18 protein-coding genes are annotated in these 19,120 nt (G+C 62.9%); 15 read left to right on the forward strand and 3 right to left on the reverse strand.

Going from position 1 to position 19,120, the window contains the following annotated elements:
• Positions 1–29 precede the first annotated feature (29 nt).
• The 6 genes from aceB to SB659_RS13110 all read left to right on the forward strand — a co-directional run bounded on the left by aceB (position 30) and on the right by SB659_RS13110 (position 7,387).
• Positions 30–1,643 (forward strand): malate synthase A, encoded by a 1,614-nt coding sequence (gene aceB, locus SB659_RS13085; RefSeq protein WP_410550681.1) that lies wholly within the window; start codon positions 30–32, stop codon positions 1,641–1,643.
• Entirely contained in the window at positions 1,643–2,905 is a 1,263-nt protein-coding gene (locus SB659_RS13090; protein ID WP_410550682.1) for a DUF6986 family protein, read from the forward strand. Before aceB ends, SB659_RS13090 begins: the two co-directional genes overlap by 1 nt.
• A 14-nt stretch (positions 2,906–2,919) precedes the next feature.
• The gene (locus SB659_RS13095; protein ID WP_284978068.1) at positions 2,920–3,732 is read left to right on the forward strand and encodes a bifunctional allantoicase/(S)-ureidoglycine aminohydrolase; all 813 of its coding nucleotides are present in this window, start codon (positions 2,920–2,922) and stop codon (positions 3,730–3,732) included.
• Between the two features lie 132 nt (positions 3,733–3,864).
• Positions 3,865–4,452, forward strand: coding sequence for a DinB family protein (locus SB659_RS13100; protein WP_410550683.1), 588 nt, complete (start codon positions 3,865–3,867; stop codon positions 4,450–4,452).
• 139 nt (positions 4,453–4,591) lie between these two features.
• Positions 4,592–5,092 carry a sensor histidine kinase gene (locus SB659_RS13105; protein ID WP_284978070.1) on the forward strand — a complete coding sequence of 167 codons (501 nt, stop codon included), beginning with the start codon at positions 4,592–4,594 and terminating at the stop codon, positions 5,090–5,092.
• A gap of 105 nt (positions 5,093–5,197) precedes the next feature.
• The gene (locus SB659_RS13110) at positions 5,198–7,387 is read left to right on the forward strand and encodes a transglycosylase domain-containing protein (RefSeq protein WP_410550684.1); all 2,190 of its coding nucleotides are present in this window, start codon (positions 5,198–5,200) and stop codon (positions 7,385–7,387) included.
• A 140-nt stretch (positions 7,388–7,527) separates the two neighbouring features.
• On the opposite strand, the gene SB659_RS13115 is transcribed toward SB659_RS13110, so the two are convergent.
• The gene (locus tag SB659_RS13115) at positions 7,528–8,259 is read right to left on the reverse strand and encodes a glutamine amidotransferase (protein WP_410550685.1); all 732 of its coding nucleotides are present in this window, start codon (positions 8,257–8,259) and stop codon (positions 7,528–7,530) included.
• 205 nt (positions 8,260–8,464) lie between these two features.
• Between SB659_RS13115 and SB659_RS13120 the strand changes: the two genes are divergently transcribed.
• On the forward strand, positions 8,465–9,694 hold the full coding sequence (locus SB659_RS13120) for an MFS transporter (protein ID WP_410550799.1): 1,230 nt from the start codon (positions 8,465–8,467) through the stop codon (positions 9,692–9,694).
• Positions 9,695–9,866: 172 nt separating this feature from the next.
• Complete coding sequence (locus SB659_RS13125) at positions 9,867–11,204, forward strand: ammonium transporter (RefSeq protein WP_410550686.1); 1,338 nt, start codon at positions 9,867–9,869, stop codon at positions 11,202–11,204.
• Positions 11,205–11,230: 26 nt separating this feature from the next.
• Here the strand turns inward: SB659_RS13125 and SB659_RS13130 are convergent, their stop codons facing one another.
• Positions 11,231–11,827: a DUF1992 domain-containing protein gene (locus SB659_RS13130; RefSeq protein ID WP_284978074.1), complete on the reverse strand. Its 597-nt coding sequence runs from the start codon at positions 11,825–11,827 to the stop codon at positions 11,231–11,233.
• A 182-nt stretch (positions 11,828–12,009) separates the two neighbouring features.
• Between SB659_RS13130 and SB659_RS13135 the strand changes: the two genes are divergently transcribed.
• The 5 genes from SB659_RS13135 to SB659_RS13155 all read left to right on the forward strand — a co-directional run bounded on the left by SB659_RS13135 (position 12,010) and on the right by SB659_RS13155 (position 16,380).
• Positions 12,010–12,270 carry a hypothetical protein gene (locus tag SB659_RS13135; RefSeq protein WP_284978075.1) on the forward strand — a complete coding sequence of 87 codons (261 nt, stop codon included), beginning with the start codon at positions 12,010–12,012 and terminating at the stop codon, positions 12,268–12,270.
• 220 nt (positions 12,271–12,490) lie between these two features.
• On the forward strand, positions 12,491–14,467 hold the full coding sequence (locus tag SB659_RS13140; RefSeq protein ID WP_410550687.1) for an amino acid transporter: 1,977 nt from the start codon (positions 12,491–12,493) through the stop codon (positions 14,465–14,467).
• Positions 14,468–14,668: 201 nt separating this feature from the next.
• Complete coding sequence (locus tag SB659_RS13145) at positions 14,669–14,839, forward strand: hypothetical protein (protein ID WP_198318270.1); 171 nt, start codon at positions 14,669–14,671, stop codon at positions 14,837–14,839.
• 223 nt (positions 14,840–15,062) lie between these two features.
• Positions 15,063–16,193, forward strand: coding sequence for a glycosyltransferase family 2 protein (locus tag SB659_RS13150; RefSeq protein WP_410550688.1), 1,131 nt, complete (start codon positions 15,063–15,065; stop codon positions 16,191–16,193).
• 7 nt (positions 16,194–16,200) lie between these two features.
• On the forward strand, positions 16,201–16,380 hold the full coding sequence (locus tag SB659_RS13155) for a hypothetical protein (RefSeq protein WP_410550689.1): 180 nt from the start codon (positions 16,201–16,203) through the stop codon (positions 16,378–16,380).
• On the opposite strand, the gene SB659_RS13160 is transcribed toward SB659_RS13155, so the two are convergent.
• Positions 16,377–17,747 (reverse strand): hypothetical protein, encoded by a 1,371-nt coding sequence (locus tag SB659_RS13160; RefSeq protein WP_410550690.1) that lies wholly within the window; start codon positions 17,745–17,747, stop codon positions 16,377–16,379. The two genes, SB659_RS13155 and SB659_RS13160, sit on opposite strands and share 4 nt — an antisense overlap.
• Before the next feature lie 237 nt (positions 17,748–17,984).
• Here SB659_RS13160 and SB659_RS13165 point away from each other — a divergent pair, with 237 nt between their 5' ends.
• Together SB659_RS13165 and SB659_RS13170 are read left to right on the forward strand one after the other, a co-directional pair.
• Positions 17,985–18,479, forward strand: coding sequence for an NUDIX domain-containing protein (locus SB659_RS13165; RefSeq protein ID WP_284978237.1), 495 nt, complete (start codon positions 17,985–17,987; stop codon positions 18,477–18,479).
• A 43-nt stretch (positions 18,480–18,522) separates the two neighbouring features.
• Entirely contained in the window at positions 18,523–19,095 is a 573-nt protein-coding gene (locus SB659_RS13170) for an MOSC domain-containing protein (protein WP_410550691.1), read from the forward strand.
• Positions 19,096–19,120: the final 25 nt, after the last annotated feature.

Here is a 19,120-nt window from a genome sequence, read left to right on the forward strand (position 1 = left end):
CAGCGCACTCTAGAAAAGGACACGTCACCATGGCTATCACAGTCACTGATCCCCGGCCGGTAGATCGCGCCGAGGAAATCCTCACCCCCGAGGCACTGGGCTTCATCGAGGAACTGCACCAACGCTTCGCCGGCACCCGCAACGAGCTCTTGCAGGCCCGGAAGGTCAAGCGCCAGAGGGTTGCGGAGACCGGCCGCCTGGACTTCCTCCCGGAGACCCGGGAAATCCGCGACGGCGACTGGAAGGTCGCCGAAGCACCGGCAGCCTTGCAGGACCGCCGCGTCGAGATGACCGGCCCGGCAACCCCGGCCAAGATGGCCATCAACGCGCTGAACTCCGGCGCCAAGGTATGGCTCGCCGACCTTGAAGACGCTTCCACCCCCACGTGGCACAACGTCATCGACGCCATCCTCAACCTCCGCGATGCCGCCAGGGGAACCCTGAGCTACACCTCGCCCGAGGGCAAGGAATACCGGCTCCGGACCGACGCGCCGCTCGCCGTCGTCGTCGCCCGCCCGCGCGGGTGGCACATGGAGGAGAACCACCTGCTGCTCGACGGCGAACCCGCCGTTGGCGCGCTGGTGGACTTCGGCTTGCACTTCTTCCACATCGCCAAGCAGCTGCTGCTCAACGGCCAGGGCCCGTACTACTACCTGCCCAAGATGGAGAGCCACCTCGAAGCCCGCCTCTGGAATGATGTCTTCGTGTTCGCCCAGGACTTCCTCGGCGTCCCGCAGGGCAGCATCCGCGCCACCGTGCTGATCGAAACCATCCCGGCAGCCTTCGAAATGGACGAAATCCTCTACGAACTGCGTGACCACGCTTCCGGCCTGAACGCCGGGCGGTGGGACTACCTCTTCAGCATCATCAAGTACTTCCGTGATGCCGGCGAAGAGTTCGTCCTCCCGGATCGCGCCACGGTTGCCATGACGGCTCCCTTCATGCGCGCCTACACCGAGCTCTTGGTGAAGACCTGCCACAAGCGCGGCGCGTTCGCCATGGGCGGTATGGCCGCCGTCATCCCCAACCGCAAGCAGCCCGACGTCACCGCCGCCGCCTTCGACAAGGTCCGCGCGGACAAGACGCGCGAGGCAAACGATGGCTTTGACGGCTCATGGGTAGCGCACCCGGACCTCGTGCCCACCTGCCGCGAAGTATTCGACTCCGTGCTGGGCGATCCCGCCATGGGGGGCCGGCCCAACCAGCTGGACAAGCAGCGCCCCGAGGTCAACGTCACCGCAGAGCAGCTCATCGACGTCGCCTCCGCCGGCGGGACCGTCACGGAAGCCGGGCTACGGTTGAACCTATATGTCGCCGTCGCCTACACCGGCGTCTGGATCTCCGGCAGTGGCGCCGTGGCCATCCACAACCTCATGGAAGATGCTGCCACGGCGGAAATCTCCCGCTCGCAGGTGTGGCAGCAGCTCCGCAACAAGTCCATCCTTGCCGACACCGGCAACACCGTGACCCGTGAACTGGTGACCCGCATCCTCGGGGAAGAGACCGAGCGCCTGCGCATCGAGTTCGGCGACGAGAACTTCACCAAGTACTACGAGCCGGCGTCCAAGCTGATCGAGGACATCTGTTTGTCGGACGACTACACGGACTTCCTCACCACGCCCGCGTATGAGTTGGTGGGCTGATGAGTTCGTTTACCTCCGCTGACCTCGCGCATATCGAGGCGCAGCTCTCGGCCACCGATGAGTTGCTTGACCGCAACTACCCCGGCGACGACGGCTCCCGCCAGCCCATCCACACCGTTTACGTCCCGGCCGACCGCTTCACGCCCACCTTCGTGGCGGACTGGGGCGCCCAGGCCCTCGCGACGGCGGAAGCCCACGGCGGCCTCGAAAAGCTCGGGCAGTTGCTGGGCCAGGAGCCCGAGCTCGCTGCCGCGGTTGCTTCACGGGTAGCAGCCAAGCTGTCCGCCGAACCGATCGAGGACCTCCGTTTGGACTTCGAAGACGGTTACGGCGATCGTGGCGATGAAGCAGAAGACGCCGACGCCGTTGCTGCCGCCAACGCTGTTGCCGCTGCGGTTGCGGCCGGAACAGCTCCGCCGTTCATCGGCATCCGTTTCAAGTGCTTCGAAGCGCCCACCCGGGCCCGCGGCCTGCGCACCTTGGACCTGTTCGTGTCCACGCTCGCAGCGGCCGGGGAGCTTCCCTCGGGACTGATCCTCACCCTGCCCAAGGTCACCACCGTTGCCCAGGTGCAAGCCATGGACTTCGCTGTTTCGCGCTTGGAGGAAGTCCTTGGGCTCCCCGCTGGCCGGCTCCGTTTTGAGGTGCAGGTGGAAACGCCGCAGCTCATCATCGGCGCGGACGGGACTTCGCCAGTGGCGCAGTTGGCGCACGTGGTGCCCGGCCGCATCAGCGCCCTCCACTACGGAACGTACGACTACAGTGCTTCCTTGGGGATTTCCGCGGAGTACCAGTCCATGGAGCACCCTGTGGCCGACTTCGCCAAGGAAGTCATGCAGCTCGCTGTTGCCGGTACAGGCATCCGCCTCTCCGACGGTTCCACCAACATCATCCCCGTGGGCGACGCCGTGGAAGATGCATGGAAACTGCATGGCCGTCTGGTCCGTCGCTCGCTGGAAAACGGCTATTACCAGGGCTGGGATCTCCACGCCGCCCAGCTCCCCAGCCGTTTTTCGGCGTCGTACGCTTTCTACCGCGAAGGCCTCCCCGCAGCGGCCCTGCGCCTGCGCAACTATGTGGAACGCACCGAAGGCGGCGTCATGGATGAACCCGCGACGGCGCGCGCCCTTGCCGGCTTCGTTCTCCGCGGCGTCCAGTGCGGCGCAGTGGGAACCGACGAGGTCAAGGCGCTTGCCGGCGTCGAACTTTCACAGCTGACAGCGCTGGCGCACCCGCGGCTCGCACAACCGACGTCCCACTGATAGGAGCATTTCGCATGGGCAAGTACTACTACCCACAAGGCGGATTGCCGCCGCAGACCCACCTCACCACGGAACGGGCCATCGTCACCGAGGCGTACACGGTGATCCCCAAGGGCGTCATGACGGACATCGTCACCAGCAACCTGCCCGGGTTCTCCAACACCCGTTCGTGGATCATCGCGCGGCCGATTTCCGGATTCGCCACCACGTTCTCCCAGCTGATCGTCGAGATCGCCCCGGGCGGCGGTGCGCCGAAGGCCGAGTTCGAATCCGGCGTCGAAGGCGTCATCTTTGTCACCAAGGGTGAGGTCAACCTGACGCTCGACGGCGAGCTCCACCACCTCGAGGAGGGCGGCTACGCGTACCTCGCAGCCGGCTCGGAGTGGGGACTGGAGAACGTGTCCGACGACATCGTCTCCTTCCACTGGATCCGCAAAGCCTACGAGCGGCTCGAAGGGTTCGAAGCGAAGTCGTTCGTCACCAACGAGAAGGACGTGGAGCCCACGTCCATGCCAGACACGAACGACGTCTGGAAGACCACGCGCTTCACTGATTCCAGCGACCTCGCGCACGACATGCAGGTCAACATCGTCACCTTCCAGCCCGGCGGCGTGATCCCCTTCCCGGAAACCCACGTCATGGAGCACGGCCTGTACGTCCTGGAGGGCAAGGCCATGTACTTGCTCAACAACGACTGGGTTGAGGTTGAGGCCGGCGACTTCATGTGGCTTCGGGCGTTCTGCCCGCAGGCTTGCTATGCCGGTGGTCCGGGCGAGTTCCGTTACCTGCTGTACAAGGACATGAACCGCCAGGTGAAGCTCACCTAGCCCCGGCTTTCGCTACGCCGCTTGATCGCTGGATCGCCGGGACCCTCCCCTTCGCTGGGAGGGTCCCGGCGATTTTCGCGTGTCGCCCGCGAAGCCGTTTTCAGCCGCGTGGAGGTCTGTACAGTGCAGCACATGGACCACAAGACGACGCTGCACACCTACCTGCGACTGCGGAGGGCCGAACTGCTGGGAAAGGTTGAGAACCTCAGTGAGTATGACGCCCGAAGGCCCCTGACGCCCACGGGAACCAACCTGCTGGGCCTCGTCAAGCACGTAGCCACTGTGCAGCTGGGGTATTTCGGTGAGACGTTCGGGCGGCCAAGCGACAAGGAACTTCCATGGCTGCAGGAGAACGCCGAGCCGGACTCGGACATGTGGGTCCCGGCCAACGAATCCCGCGAAGAGATCATCGAGTTCCACCACTACTCGGCCCGGCACAGCGACGAAACGATCGAAGCGCTCTCCTTGAACGCGCCCGGCGTCGTCCCGTGGTGGCCCGAAGAGCGGCGTAACGTGAGCCTCCACCAGATCCTCGTCCACATGTGCGTCGAGACGGCCAGGCATGCAGGGCACGCAGATATCATCCGTGAGCTCATCGACGGTTCGGCCGGGATGAAGGCCAACGATGCGAACATGCCAGCGCGTAACTCAGAAGAATGGGCAGCCTACCGGTACCGCATCGAGGAAGCAGCCCGGACGGCCGACCTGCAGCGATACTAAACCCAACACACCCACGCAACCGGCCACACCAACCTTGATGCGAAATTGAGCCAATCGAAAACGTTCCTTGATGTTGCGGCGCCACGCTGGAAGCAGGCGAAGGACCCATACCAAAGGCCCCCGGCTACGAATTTCCATCATGAAGCACGACGATGTGGGGAAAGCAATGGAACAGGCATCAACTTTGAGTGACGTGGTGGCGGTCAGGGGCATCATCCAGGATCAGCACCCAGTGGACTTCTACGCCTTGGGAGTCGCCGGCAGCATTGACAGGCTCGCCGAACCGCTGCGCCGGGCGGGTGTGAGGGTCCATTGGGACACCCCGCACCATGGCATCGAGATCTCTTCCGCCGCAGCCGGCCTCCTGTATCACGTTGCCCAGGAAACCTTCAGCAACACCCTCAACTACGCGGACGCCAGCTCACTGAGCATCCGGCTGAACGCCGTCTACCACGGCATCCAACTCACCATTACGGACGATGGCAAAGGCTTCGAAATCCACGCCTCCCCCAGCGGACGGCGGCACGGCTTCGGCCTGCTTCTGATGTCCATAGCAGTTCACGACGCCGGTGGAACAGTCAAGATCGACTCTGCAGTTGGGCAGGGCACCAGCGTGCGGGTGACACTCCCGCTGGATTGAAGCCGAGTTGGGACCTGATCCGGCCTCGAATCGATGGATCATGTGCGGACTCGGACGTATTCTGTAGCTAATTTTCAGCCTGGCATCTCGATGGGATGGCACAGCATGGCACGGAATACGGGTGCACGTTCAGGTCTTGGCTGGGTCCTTCTGAGGATCCTTAGCTTCTTCCTGGTGAGCGGCTTATGCGGAGTCCTGTTATGCGGCCTGATGGTCCCGGCGGCGGCCTTCACCAGCACGACGCTTGGCGGATCCATCGGTTTTTACGAGGGCCTGCCCAGCGAACTCGACATCAATTCGCCGTCGCTCTCCAGCAACGTGGTGACCGCTGACGGCCAACACATCGCCACGTTCTACGCGGAGAACCGAGTGAGGGTGTCGTTGCAGGACATGTCGCCGTTCATTCGGGAAGCGATCGTGGCCGTTGAGGACAGCCGGTTCTATCAACATCCGGGGGTCGATGCCCAAGGAATTCTCCGCGCCTTGACGTCAAACCTGACAAAGGGCACCCATCAGGGGGCTTCGACCCTCACCCAGCAGTACGTCACCAACGTCCTGAACGAATCCCGGCTCACCGAGGGCCGCCCGGAAGATGTGGTGTTGAGTGGCGATAAGACGTTGGGGGACAAACTCCGTGAAATGAAGCTGGCCCTGGAGCTGGAGAAGCGCTTCACCAAGGACCAGATCCTCGAAGGCTACCTGAACATCGTCTTCTTCAACCGAAACGCCTACGGCATCGAAGCCGCATCACACTATTTCTTCAGCACTACTGCGAAGAAACTGACCCTGCCACAGGCTGCCCTGCTGGCCGGACTGGTGAACGGGCCCAGCGTCTATGACCCCATAGTGGACCCAAAAGCATCGATCGGCCGGCGGAACCTGGTGCTGGACCGGATGCTGGAGCAGGGCAAAATCACCCATGCCGAGCACGACGCGGCCGTGGCTGCTCCCGTGGGCCTGAACATCAGCCCGTCCTTGCAAGGATGCGCCGGAGCCTCCATCGCCATCTATTTCTGCGATTATGTCTCGCATCTCATCCTCAATGACCCGGCCTATGGAGCGACGGCCGATGACCGGGCCCGGCTGCTTTACCGCGGCGGGCTGACCATCACCACCACCTTGGATAGCCGCTTGCAGTCAGTGGCACAGACTCAGGTGGATGCCTCGGCGGGCGCGAACCCGGACAAGTGGGGCGCAGCAATGACCACCGTGCAGCCAGGTACGGGGAAGATCCTGGCGATGGCGCAAAATACAGTGTTCGTGCCGCAAGATGGCAAGTTCGACACCCAACTCAATTTCAGTGTCGATGCCAAGGACGAGAACGGAGAAGACCTCAACGGCGCGGGTGGTTTCCAGCCTGGATCCACTATGAAGCCGTTCATCTTCGCCGAGTGGCTCAACGAAGGGAAGTCTCCTACCGCCGTCGTCGATGCCTCCCGCCGGGTTTATCCCGTTGGTTTCCCATGGCACTCAACGTGTGGCCCGGTACTGGGCGGATACAGCACGGCGCAGAAGAACGCCAACCTCGGTGCCGACGACGACCTGCAAAACAACGAGCCCGGCTACTACCGCGCCATGCCCATCAACTACGGCCTGTACAACTCCATCAACACGGCCACCTTTGCCACTGCCGCGCAACTGGATTTTTGCGGTATCCAACGGATGGTTGACGCGGTGGGACTGCACAGCGGAGTGGATAACGCGCCGGTCAACATGCACCAAATCGGCAACCTGTTGGGCTCAATCGGCGTCTCGCCGCTGGTACTGGCAAGCGCGTACGCCACCTTCGCCGACGACGGGACGTACTGCAAGCCGATCGCCATCACCCAGGTCAGCGATTTCCAAGGGCGCAAGTACCAAGCCCAGTCGCCACAGTGTCGCAGCGCCGTCAAACCGGAAGTCGCCCGGGGTGTCAATGCGGTCCTCCAGGACGTCCTCAAGCTTGGCTCCGGCATCTACATCAACCCCAAAGTCCAAAACCAGGTGCCCGTGGCGGCCAAGACAGGGACGTCCAACAACAATGGAGCCACCTGGGTGGCCGGTTACACCACAGCCCTGGCGACGGCGTCGTTCTTTGGAGATACGACGGCGGGCCAGCAGCGGGCCGGGCAAAACGTCACCATCAACGGTACGTTCTACCCCTCCCTGGACGGGTACATGATTGCCGGGCCACAGTGGGCGAACTACATGATGCAAGCTACCGCCCTCTACCCGAGCGGTCCTTTCCCAGCCCCCGCCCCTCCACCGGCTCCGGCAACACCCGCGCCCTCAGCGCCAAGGCTGACAGGCCACTGACCCTGCGTTGCGGGGCCCGCTCTACCCACTCCCCGCAAACCCAACCCTGCTTACCAGGCCCCACAACAAACCCACCCAGCGTTGCGGGGCCCGCTCTACCCACTCCCCGCAACCCCAACCCTGCGTAGCAGGCCCCACAACTAGCGGGCGTAGCGCTCAGTGAAGTTCTTGAGGATCCTCATGGGCTCGGTCACCGATGCTTGACGTGCCCGTTGGATGAGCTCGTCGGCAGCGTGCGGCGGGAAGTATCCCGCGTCCTTATAGATGTCGATACGCGTGATGAGTCCATCTGCATCCAATTCGGGATGGAACTGCGTGGCGTAGAGGTTGTTTTTCACCCGGAACATGTGGACCGGGCAGGCTGCGGAGCTGGCCAGCAGCACCGCGCCAGTAGGCAACTGGCTGCACGCCTCCTTATGACCGACGAACGCCTCAAAACGATGCGGAACGCCCTTGAGAAGGGGATCACGCTCCCCCTCCGCGGTCAGTTCGATCTCCGCGGACCCCACCGGCTCGCCGAACTTTCGATCAATGACGGCGCCCTGATGCGTACCTAACGTGCCTACCCCGTAGCAGGCACCGAGGAAGGGGAAATCGTCGGCCACAATGCGGTCCAAAAGACCCGAAAGCTCCGCCTCGACCCTGACTTGGGCTGCGCTCTTTTCGCCTACAGGATCGCTGGAAGTGTATGGGCTGCCTCCGACAATGACGCCGGAATAGTCGCCCAGTTCGAGGGGAGGAAGGGGGACCGATTCCATCCGGATACGGACCAATTCCTCCGAAGCCAGGCCACAATACTGGAGGAAAGCCCGGTACTCGTCGTCGGCTGCGGCGTCTTCGGCCCGGGTGGCGAGCAACAGGAAGGGCTTCACAAGGCCAAGTCTGCGCCAAGGAATGCCCGGGTGACAAAGTGTGTTGGCGCGAAGGGGTGTCTGACAGGGCCTCCCTCATAACGCTAAGGATGCGTAGCGTTGGACATATCCCCGCTGAGCACCGCCCCAACCATCCATCCATGAGGAGCCATCTTTGAAGCAGGACCCTTCCGTTATCGGAGCGACCCTACCCGACGCCCAGCCCCTGGCGAAAGAAGAACGAGCCGCCTACGGATCAACAGCAGTTCCCGGGCGTGGTCCCCAGAAGATTCCGTGGGCCGGCCTGCTGGTACTCGCCGCCGCAGGGTTCACAGCGGTCACTACCGAGCTGCTTCCCTCAGGCCTGCTGCCCCAAATCAGCCGCGACCTCGGCGTGGAGGAATCAGCAGTAGGGTCACTCACCGCCGCCTACGCAGCAATCATCGTTTTCACCGCCCTCCCACTGTCCCGGCTCCTGGCTGGCCGCGTTCCACGGAAGACACTCCTGATCGCCACCGTTCTGGCCTTCGCCGTCAGTAACATCCTGTTGGCGTTCAGTCCCTCGCTGGGTTGGGCCGTTGGCGCCAGGCTCTTGGGTGGGGTTGCGCACGGGATGCTGTGGTCCAGCATGGCACCGTACGTTGCACGCATAGTTCCAGCCCACTCCGTGGGGAAGGCCATGGCGGTCGTCTTTAGCGGAAACAGTATCGCGCTCGCCGTAGGCGCACCCATCGGGACGCTCATGGGGAATGTCCTGACCTGGCGGACCTCGTTCCTTGTGCTCGCCGGAGTTGGCGCTCTTTTGGCATTCCTGGCGTTGTGGCTCCTGCCGGCCGCCCACGACGCACGCAACACCAAGGCTCCTTCACTCCGGGCTGCGTTGAAATTGCCCGGAGTGGTGGCGGTAGCTACCGCGTGGCCACTCCTCCTGTTGGCCCACTTCACCCTCTTCACCTACGTTGCGCCGTTCCTCCTGGCCTCGGGCTTGCCTGAGTCTGCCACCAGTATCTCCTTGTCCGTGGTGGGAGTAGCCAGCTTGGTGGGCATCTGGATCGCCGGCATGACTGCTGATTCCCGCCCCAGAACCTCGGTGATTGCCGCCGTCGTGCTTCTTTTGCTCGTTTTCGCGGTGTTGCCTGTGCTTGGCGGGACCTGGGTGGGGGCGTTCGGCCTGATGACGGTGTGGGGTGTCACGTTCGGGGCAATAGGTATCTATAACCAAGCGGCTATCTTGCGTGCGGGCGGGGAACACAAGGATGCGGCCAACGGCCTCACCGTGGTCACTATCCAGTTGGGCATCGCCGTGGGCGCAGGATACGGCGCCTTTGCCCTCACTACACTCGGAGCGCAATTGGTGCCGTTGGCGGCTGCCGTCCCCACCGCCGTCTCCTTGGCGATCATCGTTGCCAGCCGGCGCGGAGGCTACCCTGCCGGCCCTCACGAGAAGCGCCGTTAACAATGTCGAAACACGACGGTCACGCGAACTTCACGCAGGCGCGATTTCTGTAACGTACCCGCAACTTAGCCCTCCTGAGCCGGAAACAAAGCTCACCGAGTATTGAACCCGGGGGTAGCGCGGGCCGGTAACTGAGGCCCCTTTGGGACAGGCCGATCAGGAGGGAACGCAGGTGGAGATCTCTGCGCAACAAGTCTGGCTGATGTTGTCATCGGCGATGGTGCTATTCATGACGCCCGGACTGGGCCTGTTCTATGGCGGCATGACCCGCGCCAAGGCAGCCCTGAACATGATCATGATGAGCTTCATCTCGGCAGGCATTGTTGGCGTGATGTGGGTCCTCTGGGGATACTCGATGACTACCGGAGACGGCTTCCTGGGCTTGTTCGGGAACCCCTTCACGCATTTTGGCCTCCAGGACCTCATCGGCTCCCCGGATCTCCTCAAGGTGGTTTTTGCCGCAACCTTCGCGATTATCACTGTTGCGCTCATCAGCGGCGCGATCGCGGACCGCACCAAGTTCAGTGCTTGGGCCCTCTTCGTGCCCATCTGGGTGACGGTGGTCTATTGCCCCCTTGCCTACATGATCTGGGGCGGTGGCCTCATGAGTGCCGGTGGCGCTGTAAGTCGCGTCTTCGGTCAGGTCATCGACTTCGCCGGTGGTGCAGTTGTTGAAGTGAGCTCGGGAACAGCCGCTTTTGTCCTCGCCTTGATCGTGGGAAAGCGCCACGGGTTCGCCAAGGATCCCAACCACCGGCCCCACAACATCCCCTTCATCATGATCGGGGCCGCCATTCTCTGGTTCGGATGGTTCGGCTTCAATGGCGGGGCAGCGACCACCGTTGAGCAGGCAGGCCTGATCTGGGTCAACACACTGGTGGCACCGGCTGCTGCCATGTTGAGCTGGCTCGTCACCGAGAAGATCCGCCACGGGCACCCCACTTCCCTCGGTGCAGCGTCGGGCGTGGTCGCGGGATTGGTGGCGATCACCCCCTCGTGTGCCAACATCAGCCCCCTCGCCGCGTTGGCTCTCGGTCTCGTTGCGGGCGCCGCTTGCGCCGTATTTGTGGATCTGAAGTTCAAGTTCGGCTTCGATGATTCCCTTGATGTTGTGGGAGTGCACTTCGGTGCGGGCATCATCGGGACGCTTTCGCTCGGTTTCATCGCACTTCCGCAGGGCGGGCACGGCGGTGGCATCCTCTACGGCGGCGGCCCCCAGCAACTCGTGGCACAGACGGTCGCGGTCCTCATCACCATGGCACTGTCCGGACTGGGCACGCTCGTCATCGGGCTGGCCATCCACAAGACCATCGGGTTCCGGGTCACTCACGAGCACGAAGTCACCGGTGTTGACCTCACGCAACATGCCGAGTCGGCCTACGAATTCGGCCTCACAGCGCACGGTCACTTCCGTCAGCAACAGGCACACTTGTACTCGATCCTCCGCCGAAAGCCGGAACACGAGGAGCCGGCGACCGTCAAGGTCAAAGAAGACAGCTTCGCCCGCTGACGCAGTCCCTTAGTGACGCAAGTCCCCTAGCCCAAGCCGTTCCAGAGGCGCTGCCACCACGTTCGTTTGGTTTCCGTTGGAGGATCCGGCTCCGGCGGGGCTGACGCGGCCCGGCGCTCCCGCCATCTTTCAAGCTCGGCGTCAACATCGCGGAGCTTGGTGATCACCGGCGGACCACCCTGCAGCTGCCTACGGGCCTCGATGACGCGCTTGTTGAAATCTTCCAGGGTTTCCCTGACTTGCCCCTCGGTGTATTGCTGGTCCAGCTTCGCGTCAAGTTCAGCATCCTCGATGCGCAGCAGAATAGCGGGTGGGCCGATCCCACTGAGTTGTTCACGCTGGATGAGCCCCTTGACCCACCAATCAGGGTCGTAGTGTTCCCCGAGTCCGGGTATTGGCTTGCCGGCATACTTCAAGTTGTCGAACTTGCCCTGGGCCATTGCGTCGCGGACCAAGTATTCAACCCTGGCCGCGTCGTCCACCTTCCGACGTTTTTCGCGCTCCGCCGCATCCGCGGCTTCGATCTCTGCGTCCTCCTGGGCATTTCCTCCCCAGGACCGCACGGCACGCAGTTCAGCGCTTCGCTCCAATTTGCGCCTGAAGGCATTGTTGTCCGGATCCATGCGCCATCACCTCCTCGGAGGGCAATCTCAACTCACGGGATCGGGTCCTGGGACCAGTATTCCGCACTTTGGCTCGGACGGTCCTTCCCAAGTTAAGAAGCGGCAGCCTAGGCCTACCCTTGAGCCCTTTTAGCCTCAATAATGTAAGTATCCTGATTATTACACCAGAGAAGGAGGGCATCGTGAGCACGGAAGCCAACGAGTCAGAGGGCCGGCACCGGCAGCCAGACAACGCGACGGACCAGTCGACAGAACAGTCGACGGAAACACCGCTCGTGGACCCGGTCAGCCACTTGTTCGATCAAACGAACGGGCTGGCAGACGTCGAGGGCGATTCGGACGAGACAGCTGAGAGCGATACCAAGAGCGCGGCCGAGCGCGACGGCGACAAGCCGGCTTCGGGTGCGATACCTCCTTTGGGCGGCACTCTCGGGCAGCACTAAGTCACGCAACATTTTCCGTCCGGCCCCACCAGGGCCGGACGGCTCTCGTCTGCCCTGCCCCGCCCAACCCCGCCTCACCGCCCAACCCAACCCGGCCTCAGCGCCGTCGACCCTCAGACCGCGTAAAGGAATCGTCAAAAATTGCCCGAGGCAGGCGGCCAAGTGTGGCGCCGGTGCTATGTTCAGCTCACAGTGATGAGCCTCATCCAAGGAGGACGCCATGACGACCCTTAGCAGAACGCCGGCAGACCCATCGGCCCCGAAGCCCAAGGGATCAAGTTCCTTCCGGACGTGGCTGCTCTTCGGCCTCCAGGACAGCAAAGGCCGCCATCAAGGACCCGGTGGTGTCAGCGCCACCGATGAGAAGAAGCACGCCTGGTGGCAGGTGATGTGCCTGACGGGCGTGGACTACTTTTCAACCCTGGGCTATCAACCTGCCATCGCAGCACTGGCAGCCGGGGTGATCTCCCCGCTGGCCACGATCGTGCTCGTCGCCGTCACCCTCCTGGGGGCTTTGCCTGTGTATCGCCGTGTGGCCGGGGAGTCCCCGCGCGGTGAGGGTTCCATCGCCATGCTCGAGCGGCTGCTTCCGCGCTGGGGCGGCAAGTTGCTGGTGCTCGTCCTCCTCGGTTTCGCGGCCACCGATTTCATGATCACCATGACGCTCTCGGCCGCCGACGCCACCGCCCACCTGATCCAGAATCCCGTCATGCCCTCGTGGATGCAAGGGCAAAACGTCACCGTCACCCTGATCCTGCTGGCGTTATTGGCCGCGGTGTTCCTGCGCGGATTCAAAGAGGCCATGGGCGTGGCCGTGGTTCTGGTGGTCCTCTACCTCAGCTTGAACGTTGTGGTGGTGGGCACGGCCTTGCTGGAAGTCATCGGGCACCCCATCGCGGTGGGAAACTGGTGGCAACTCTTGTGGACCTCCCACGGCAACCCGTTGATGGCTGTGGCGATTGCCCTCATCGTTTTCCCCAAGCTGGCGTTGGGGCTCTCCGGTTTCGAGACAGGCGTGGCCGTGATGCCGCAGGTGCGCGGCGCGGACGACGACACCGAAGAACGCCCCACCGGTCGCATCAAAGGGACGCGGCGCATGCTGACCACGGCTGCTGTCATCATGAGCAGCTTCCTGATCACGTCCAGCTTCACCACAGTGGTGCTGATCCCACAGCAGGAGTTCGAGGCCGGCGGACAGGCCAACGGCAGGGCTCTTGCGTTCCTGGCCCATCAGTATCTGGGACTCGGGTTCGGCACGGCATACGACATCAGTTCCATTGGCATCCTCTGGTTTGCAGGTGCCTCAGCGATGGCAGGCCTGCTCAACCTCGTCCCCCGGTACCTTCCCCGTTACGGGATGGCTCCGGCGTGGGCCAGGGCGGTAAGGCCCCTCGTATTGGTCTTCACCTTGGTTGGTTTCACCATTACGTTCCTGTTCAACGCCGACGTCGACGCCCAAGGTGGCGCCTACGCAACCGGCGTGCTGGTGCTCATGACCTCCGCGGCGCTGGCCGTCACGCTCTCGGCGCGGCGTCGCCACCAGCGGAAACGCGCTGTTGCCTTCGGCGTCATCACCGCTGTGTTCGGCTACACCACGGTTGCGAACATCATTGAGCGGCCCGAGGGGATCAGGATCGCGGCCATCTTCATTGCAGGCATTATCGCCATTTCCCTGCTTTCGCGGGTTCGGCGTTCCTTCGAACTCCACGCCACGCACGTGCACATGGACAGTGCGGCCCTTGAGTTCATGTTCGACGACGACGACGGTCCCATCCGCATCATCGCCCACGAACCGCGCCGCCTGACGGCCGAGGCCTACGGGGAGAAGCTCACCTCAGCGATCGAGGTCAGCCATCTGCCGTTGAACTACCAGGCTCTGTTCCTCGAGGTGGTGCTCGATGACACCTCGGACTTTGAAACCGAGCTCCAAGTGCGTGGCATCGAACGCCACGGCTATCGCATCTTGGAAGTCCACGGTCCCGTCATACCGAATACCATCGCCTCGGTCCTGCTGCATATCAGGGACGTCACCGGCTTGATGCCGCACGTCTACTTCCGTTGGACTGAAGGGAATCCCATCACCAACCTCCTCCGGTTCCTTTTCCTGGGCGAGGGCGAGATTGCGCCCGTGACCCGGGAGGTCCTGCGGGAAGCCGAACCGGAACTCAGCCGGCGTCCGTGGGTCCATGTGGGCTAGTTCGGCGGGTTACACGGAGTAACCAGGAGCGTGCAATAGATCACACTTGACCGATTTGGCTTGTCAATGATGGTGGCCAGCATGAACCATGAATGAGGGAACTTGTTCCCGTACAAGCTGAATCAGCAATCCTCACCGACGAGGATGCAGCCCCTGCAAAGAAGCTTGGGGCTGATAACGGCCTGAGTGAAAGTACTGACAATGACGACACATACTGACTCCATCACGCTAAAAATCTGGGACAAGTCTGCCATCGACCACACCATCGATGCCGCCGTCCAGTCCCTGTCCCACCGCGCAGCGGCGGAAAACTGCGGCATCGCAGTGACCCTCAGCGGCCCGAAGACCTTCACGGTCAGCTTGAGCCGCTAAGCAGCCCAAACCGCACCCAAGAGGACGACGCCGGAACCCACCGGCGTCGTCCTCTTGCAGTTAAGCGACATTCCAGATCCAAAACGTCATTCCGGATCTAAAGCGGCATTCCTCCAGTCCTGAGCCAACCTTGAGTGTTCCTTGACGGTTTCCTCGCGTATTCCTTGCGGTCGGGTTGCGAGTCTAAGTGAGACAACACTTCAAGACTCGAAGGGAGGATCCGATGTCCGCGCTCATCATGCCGCAGCCGCGGGACGCCGACACGTCCGCAGTCCCCCGCGGATCCCACCGTGCCCCCGGCGGAGTGGTCACAGTCCTGGTCCCGGCACACAATGAATCCGCGGGTATCACAGAGACACTCGTCTCCTTGAACAACCAAACCCGTCGCCCGGACAGGGTCATCGTGGTGGCGGACAACTGCACTGACGACACCGAGGAGCTGGCCGTTGCGCAGGGCGCTGAGGTCATCCGTACCGTCGGCAACAAGGATAAGAAGGCCGGCGCGCTGAACTTCGCCCTCAGCGCTTTGCTACCCGACGCCGACCCCGAAGAGCTGATCCTGGTACAGGACGCCGACTCCCAGCTCGCCGTCGACTTCATCCACAACGCAACCGCCCACCTGCTCGCCGACGATCTGCTTGGCGCTGTGGGCGGGGTATTCAGCGGTGGTCCCGGCGGCGGTTTCGTAGGCCACCTGCAACGCAACGAGTACGCCCGCTACGCACGCGACGTCAAGCGCCTCCACGGCAGGTGCTTGGTCGTGACCGGAACCGCGGCCCTCTTCCGGGTTAAGACCCTGCGCGCCGTCGTTGCCGCCCGGCTGGAGGGAACACTCCCCCCGGGCAACGGCAAGGGCGGCGTTTACGACACCTCCGTACTGACCGAGGACAACGAACTATCGTTCGCCCTCCTGACCTTGGGTTACCGGATTGCCTCACCGTCCAACTGCACGCTCGTCACCGAGGTCATGCCCACCTGGCGTGAACTGTGGGCCCAGCGGCTCCGTTGGAAGCGCGGCGCAGTGGAGAACTGCGTGCAGTACGGATGGACCAAAGTCACCCGGCCCTACTGGGGGCGGCAGTTCCTCTCCATGATCGGCGTCCTGGTGACGTTGGCCTATTTCGGTTCCATCATCTTTGCCTTGGTGACCGGAATGGGACTGAACCTCCGGCCCTTCTGGATGGCAGTCACCGGCGTCTTCATCGTGGAACGCATCGTCACCGTGCGGCTCCGCGGCTGGAGGTACATGCTGCTGGCCGCCACCATGTACGAAACCGTCATCGACACTTTTCTCCAAGCAGTCCACGCCAAGGCGTACCTGGACTCAGCACTCAACCGAAAGAAAACCTGGTAATCGATTCATGTACAGCAATCCAGTAACCCCCTTCTCAGCAACCATCGCCGCCGGAACCGGCACACTCGCCATGACCGGGGCAGGAAGCCTGTTCTGGTTGGCCCTCGCAGCCTTCGCCATGCTGGCCCTCGGCCTGGCCATCAAGCGCATTGTCCCCGTCCGGGCCCGGAAGACGAACCGCGACTAGGAGACGGGGCCCGTGCTCGCCGACGTCCTTGAAACGGTCGTGTACCCGGCTTTGGTGCCCGTCACCCTGACGCTCATGGCGTTTGCCTGATCGGCGGCCACCAGCGTGTACGTCTTTGCTGTTGCCCCGGTGACGGCCACTCCGGACCGGTACCACTGATAGGTCAGCGCGGCCCCGGAGGTCCACGTGCCCGGGTTGGCCGTGAGCGTCGATCCTACGGTGGTTGTTCCGGTGATGGTGGGAACGGGTGCCACCAGGGTCCCTGCTGCGATAGTGGCAGTCGGACTTGATTCCTTGGTGGTGGTTGCGTAGCCCGTTTGGGTGCCGGTCACCTGGACGGTGAGGGTAGCGCCTTGGTCCGCGGCCGCCAGGACGCGGGTGGTGGCGGTGGCTCCGGAAATAGCGGTGCCGCTCCGGAACCACTGGTAGCTGAGGGTGGTTCCGGTGGTCCAGGTCCCTGGTGTCGCTGTCAAAGTCGATCCGACGGCGGCCGTTCCGGAAACGGTGGGGGTCGGCGCCGTCAAGGGAATGCCGGGAACAAAGGAGAAATCACGGACGGTGACTGATTCAGGAGCAACATGGGCCGGGTCTCCCCCGCCGCCACCGGTTACCCAAAGGTTGAAGTGGATCTGTTCCTTGGCCGGAACCGGAACTGTGGAGCCTTCAAGGACAGTCCTTTTCAGAAGCGGTCCGCTGTAGCCCTCACCGGCATAGGTCTCGAAGGTCAGCTTGCCCGGTTCCCACACCATCCGGTGCGTCAGGATCGGGGCGTTGGTAACACCAAACGTCACGGTGTTGTTCCCCTGCCCGGGGGGCAACGTGGCATCGAACCAATATCCGTGGCCTTGGGTGACCGGCCAGCTCTGCCCGTAGGCAGCTCCGCCGCCCCATGCGGAGGCTTCGCAAAGGTCGATCTCGGTATATCCGGGCGCGGCCGCCGGATCATAGGTAAACAGGCAACCCCAGACCGCCTCCTTCTGAAGCGAGCTCATGTCCTTCTCCACCGTTGTGCTGTACGTGCCGTAGCCGAAGCCCTGACGCGTGGATTGGAGCTCCGCCCCTACCGGGGCATTTCCGGTGGGGTTGCTGATGCCGAGCTTCACGTACCCGTTGGAATCCGGAGCGGTGACGTTGTTGGCATCCCAGCTGCCGTTGTACATGGGCGCCCCGCCCCAAAAACGCTTCTGCCAGTTGAACCCTTTCCAGGCGAAGCTACCTACTGGGCCGGGATCTTGGACCATAGGGGGGTTGCCCGCAGAGTTCGACGGGGCTATCCCGGCGAACATTGATAAACCTACGGCCATCATGACGGCCAGACCTATGGCTTTTCTTCCACCACGTGGATGGCGGCCCACTGATAACGCCATAGCTGTCCTCCTGCTGACGTGCCCGGAAACGTCCCCAGCGGTTGCCGGAGTCCGCAACGACGTTCCCCCCACAGAACGTACAACCCCTCGATTATGAATGAGGCAGGGGGCCGCCGGAAGCAAAAGGGGAAAGGAAACTCACTTTTACATCATCAATTGGATAACGGCCCTGTGCCCGGGAGTAGCCTTGACGTGTGCAGGCTCTGGCGCACGACACACTTTTATTCGGGAGGGCACATCACCATTCGCAGCGCTGGCATACTCCTTTTCCGGCACAATGCGTCCGGGCAATTGGAGCTCTGGATAGCCCATATGGGCGGCCCTTTCTGGGCCCGTAAGGATGACCATGCCTGGTCCATCCCCAAAGGTGAATTTGCTGAGGACGAAGACGCGCTGGCTGCCGCGCATCGCGAATTCACGGAAGAAATAGGCTCGCCTCCCCCACCGGCCAACTACGAGTTGCTGGGCGTTTTCCGGCAGCCCTCAGGAAAGCTCATCACTGCGTTCGCGGCTGAAGCCGGAGACTTCCAACCGGAAAAGATCGTCAGCAACACTTTCCCCATGGAATGGCCGAAGGGATCCGGGGCCATTAAGGACTTCCCTGAGATCGACGACGCCAGATGGTTTGAAGAGAGCGTGGCACGGACCAAGCTCGTCAAAGGCCAGCTGCCCATTGTGGACGCCCTGATTCGACGCCTCGGTGAAAGTTCGTCTGGTGAAGGTTCCTTGTAGGACCGGTCACCCGTACCGGGCTGTTGGGGGCTAGCGTTGAGGGATGACCGCTGACTACAGGTACGACGTCGAGGTGCTGCACCTTCTGGTCTCCCCGGCACACGGTTATTTTGGACGCGCCAGGGAAGGGGCGGCCAACGTCCCCACCACTGATGCCGAAAGCGCGCACTTGGTCTCAGGCAAGGGGATCGTTGGGGACCGGTTCTTCGGGAAAGCCGCTCACATGGACGCAGCGGTGACAGTGTTCGCCGTCGAATCGCTCGAAGCCATTGCCGCTGAGCTCGGGGCTGGCCCTTTCGATCCCCTATTAACGCGCCGCAATGTGGTCCTGCGAGGCGCCGAGCTGGCCCCACTGCTGGGGCACGAGTTCACACTGGAGTGCGGCCCGGACGTCGTGCGGCTCAAAGCAGGACGCCCGGCCCATCCTTGCGCATGGATGGACCAGATGCTCGCACCGGGCGCCCACAAGGCGATGCGTGGGCGTGGAGGCGTGCGCTGCCAAGTGGTTTCCGGCGGGCTGCTCCATCGGGGACCCGCGGTGTTGGTCAGCCCGGTCCCCCTGGACCCCGGGAAAGCCGGCGAGGCGAAGGGGCTAAGGCCCTCGCGGCTCCCCTAGCGGATCCTGCGGGCACGCTAAAGCC

The organism is Arthrobacter sp. SIMBA_036 (assembly GCF_046535135.1).
Classification (GTDB): domain Bacteria; phylum Actinomycetota; class Actinomycetes; order Actinomycetales; family Micrococcaceae; genus Arthrobacter.

Excerpts from the sequence above, each read along its gene's own strand:
- aceB (WP_410550681.1), top strand. The coding sequence starts at position 30 with ATGGCTATCACAGTCACTGATCCCCGGCCGGTAGATCGCGCCGAGGAA.
- SB659_RS13090 (WP_410550682.1), top strand. The coding sequence starts at position 1,643 with ATGAGTTCGTTTACCTCCGCTGACCTCGCGCATATCGAGGCGCAGCTC.
- SB659_RS13095 (WP_284978068.1), top strand. The coding sequence starts at position 2,920 with ATGGGCAAGTACTACTACCCACAAGGCGGATTGCCGCCGCAGACCCAC.
- SB659_RS13100 (WP_410550683.1), top strand. The coding sequence starts at position 3,865 with ATGGACCACAAGACGACGCTGCACACCTACCTGCGACTGCGGAGGGCC.
- SB659_RS13105 (WP_284978070.1), top strand. The coding sequence starts at position 4,592 with ATGAAGCACGACGATGTGGGGAAAGCAATGGAACAGGCATCAACTTTG.
- SB659_RS13110 (WP_410550684.1), top strand. The coding sequence starts at position 5,198 with ATGGCACGGAATACGGGTGCACGTTCAGGTCTTGGCTGGGTCCTTCTG.
- SB659_RS13130 (WP_284978074.1), bottom strand. The coding sequence starts at position 11,827 with ATGGATCCGGACAACAATGCCTTCAGGCGCAAATTGGAGCGAAGCGCT.
- SB659_RS13140 (WP_410550687.1), top strand. The coding sequence starts at position 12,491 with ATGACGACCCTTAGCAGAACGCCGGCAGACCCATCGGCCCCGAAGCCC.
- SB659_RS13145 (WP_198318270.1), top strand. The coding sequence starts at position 14,669 with ATGACGACACATACTGACTCCATCACGCTAAAAATCTGGGACAAGTCT.
- SB659_RS13150 (WP_410550688.1), top strand. The coding sequence starts at position 15,063 with ATGTCCGCGCTCATCATGCCGCAGCCGCGGGACGCCGACACGTCCGCA.
- SB659_RS13155 (WP_410550689.1), top strand. The coding sequence starts at position 16,201 with ATGTACAGCAATCCAGTAACCCCCTTCTCAGCAACCATCGCCGCCGGA.
- SB659_RS13160 (WP_410550690.1), bottom strand. The coding sequence starts at position 17,747 with ATGGCGTTATCAGTGGGCCGCCATCCACGTGGTGGAAGAAAAGCCATA.
- SB659_RS13170 (WP_410550691.1), top strand. The coding sequence starts at position 18,523 with ATGACCGCTGACTACAGGTACGACGTCGAGGTGCTGCACCTTCTGGTC.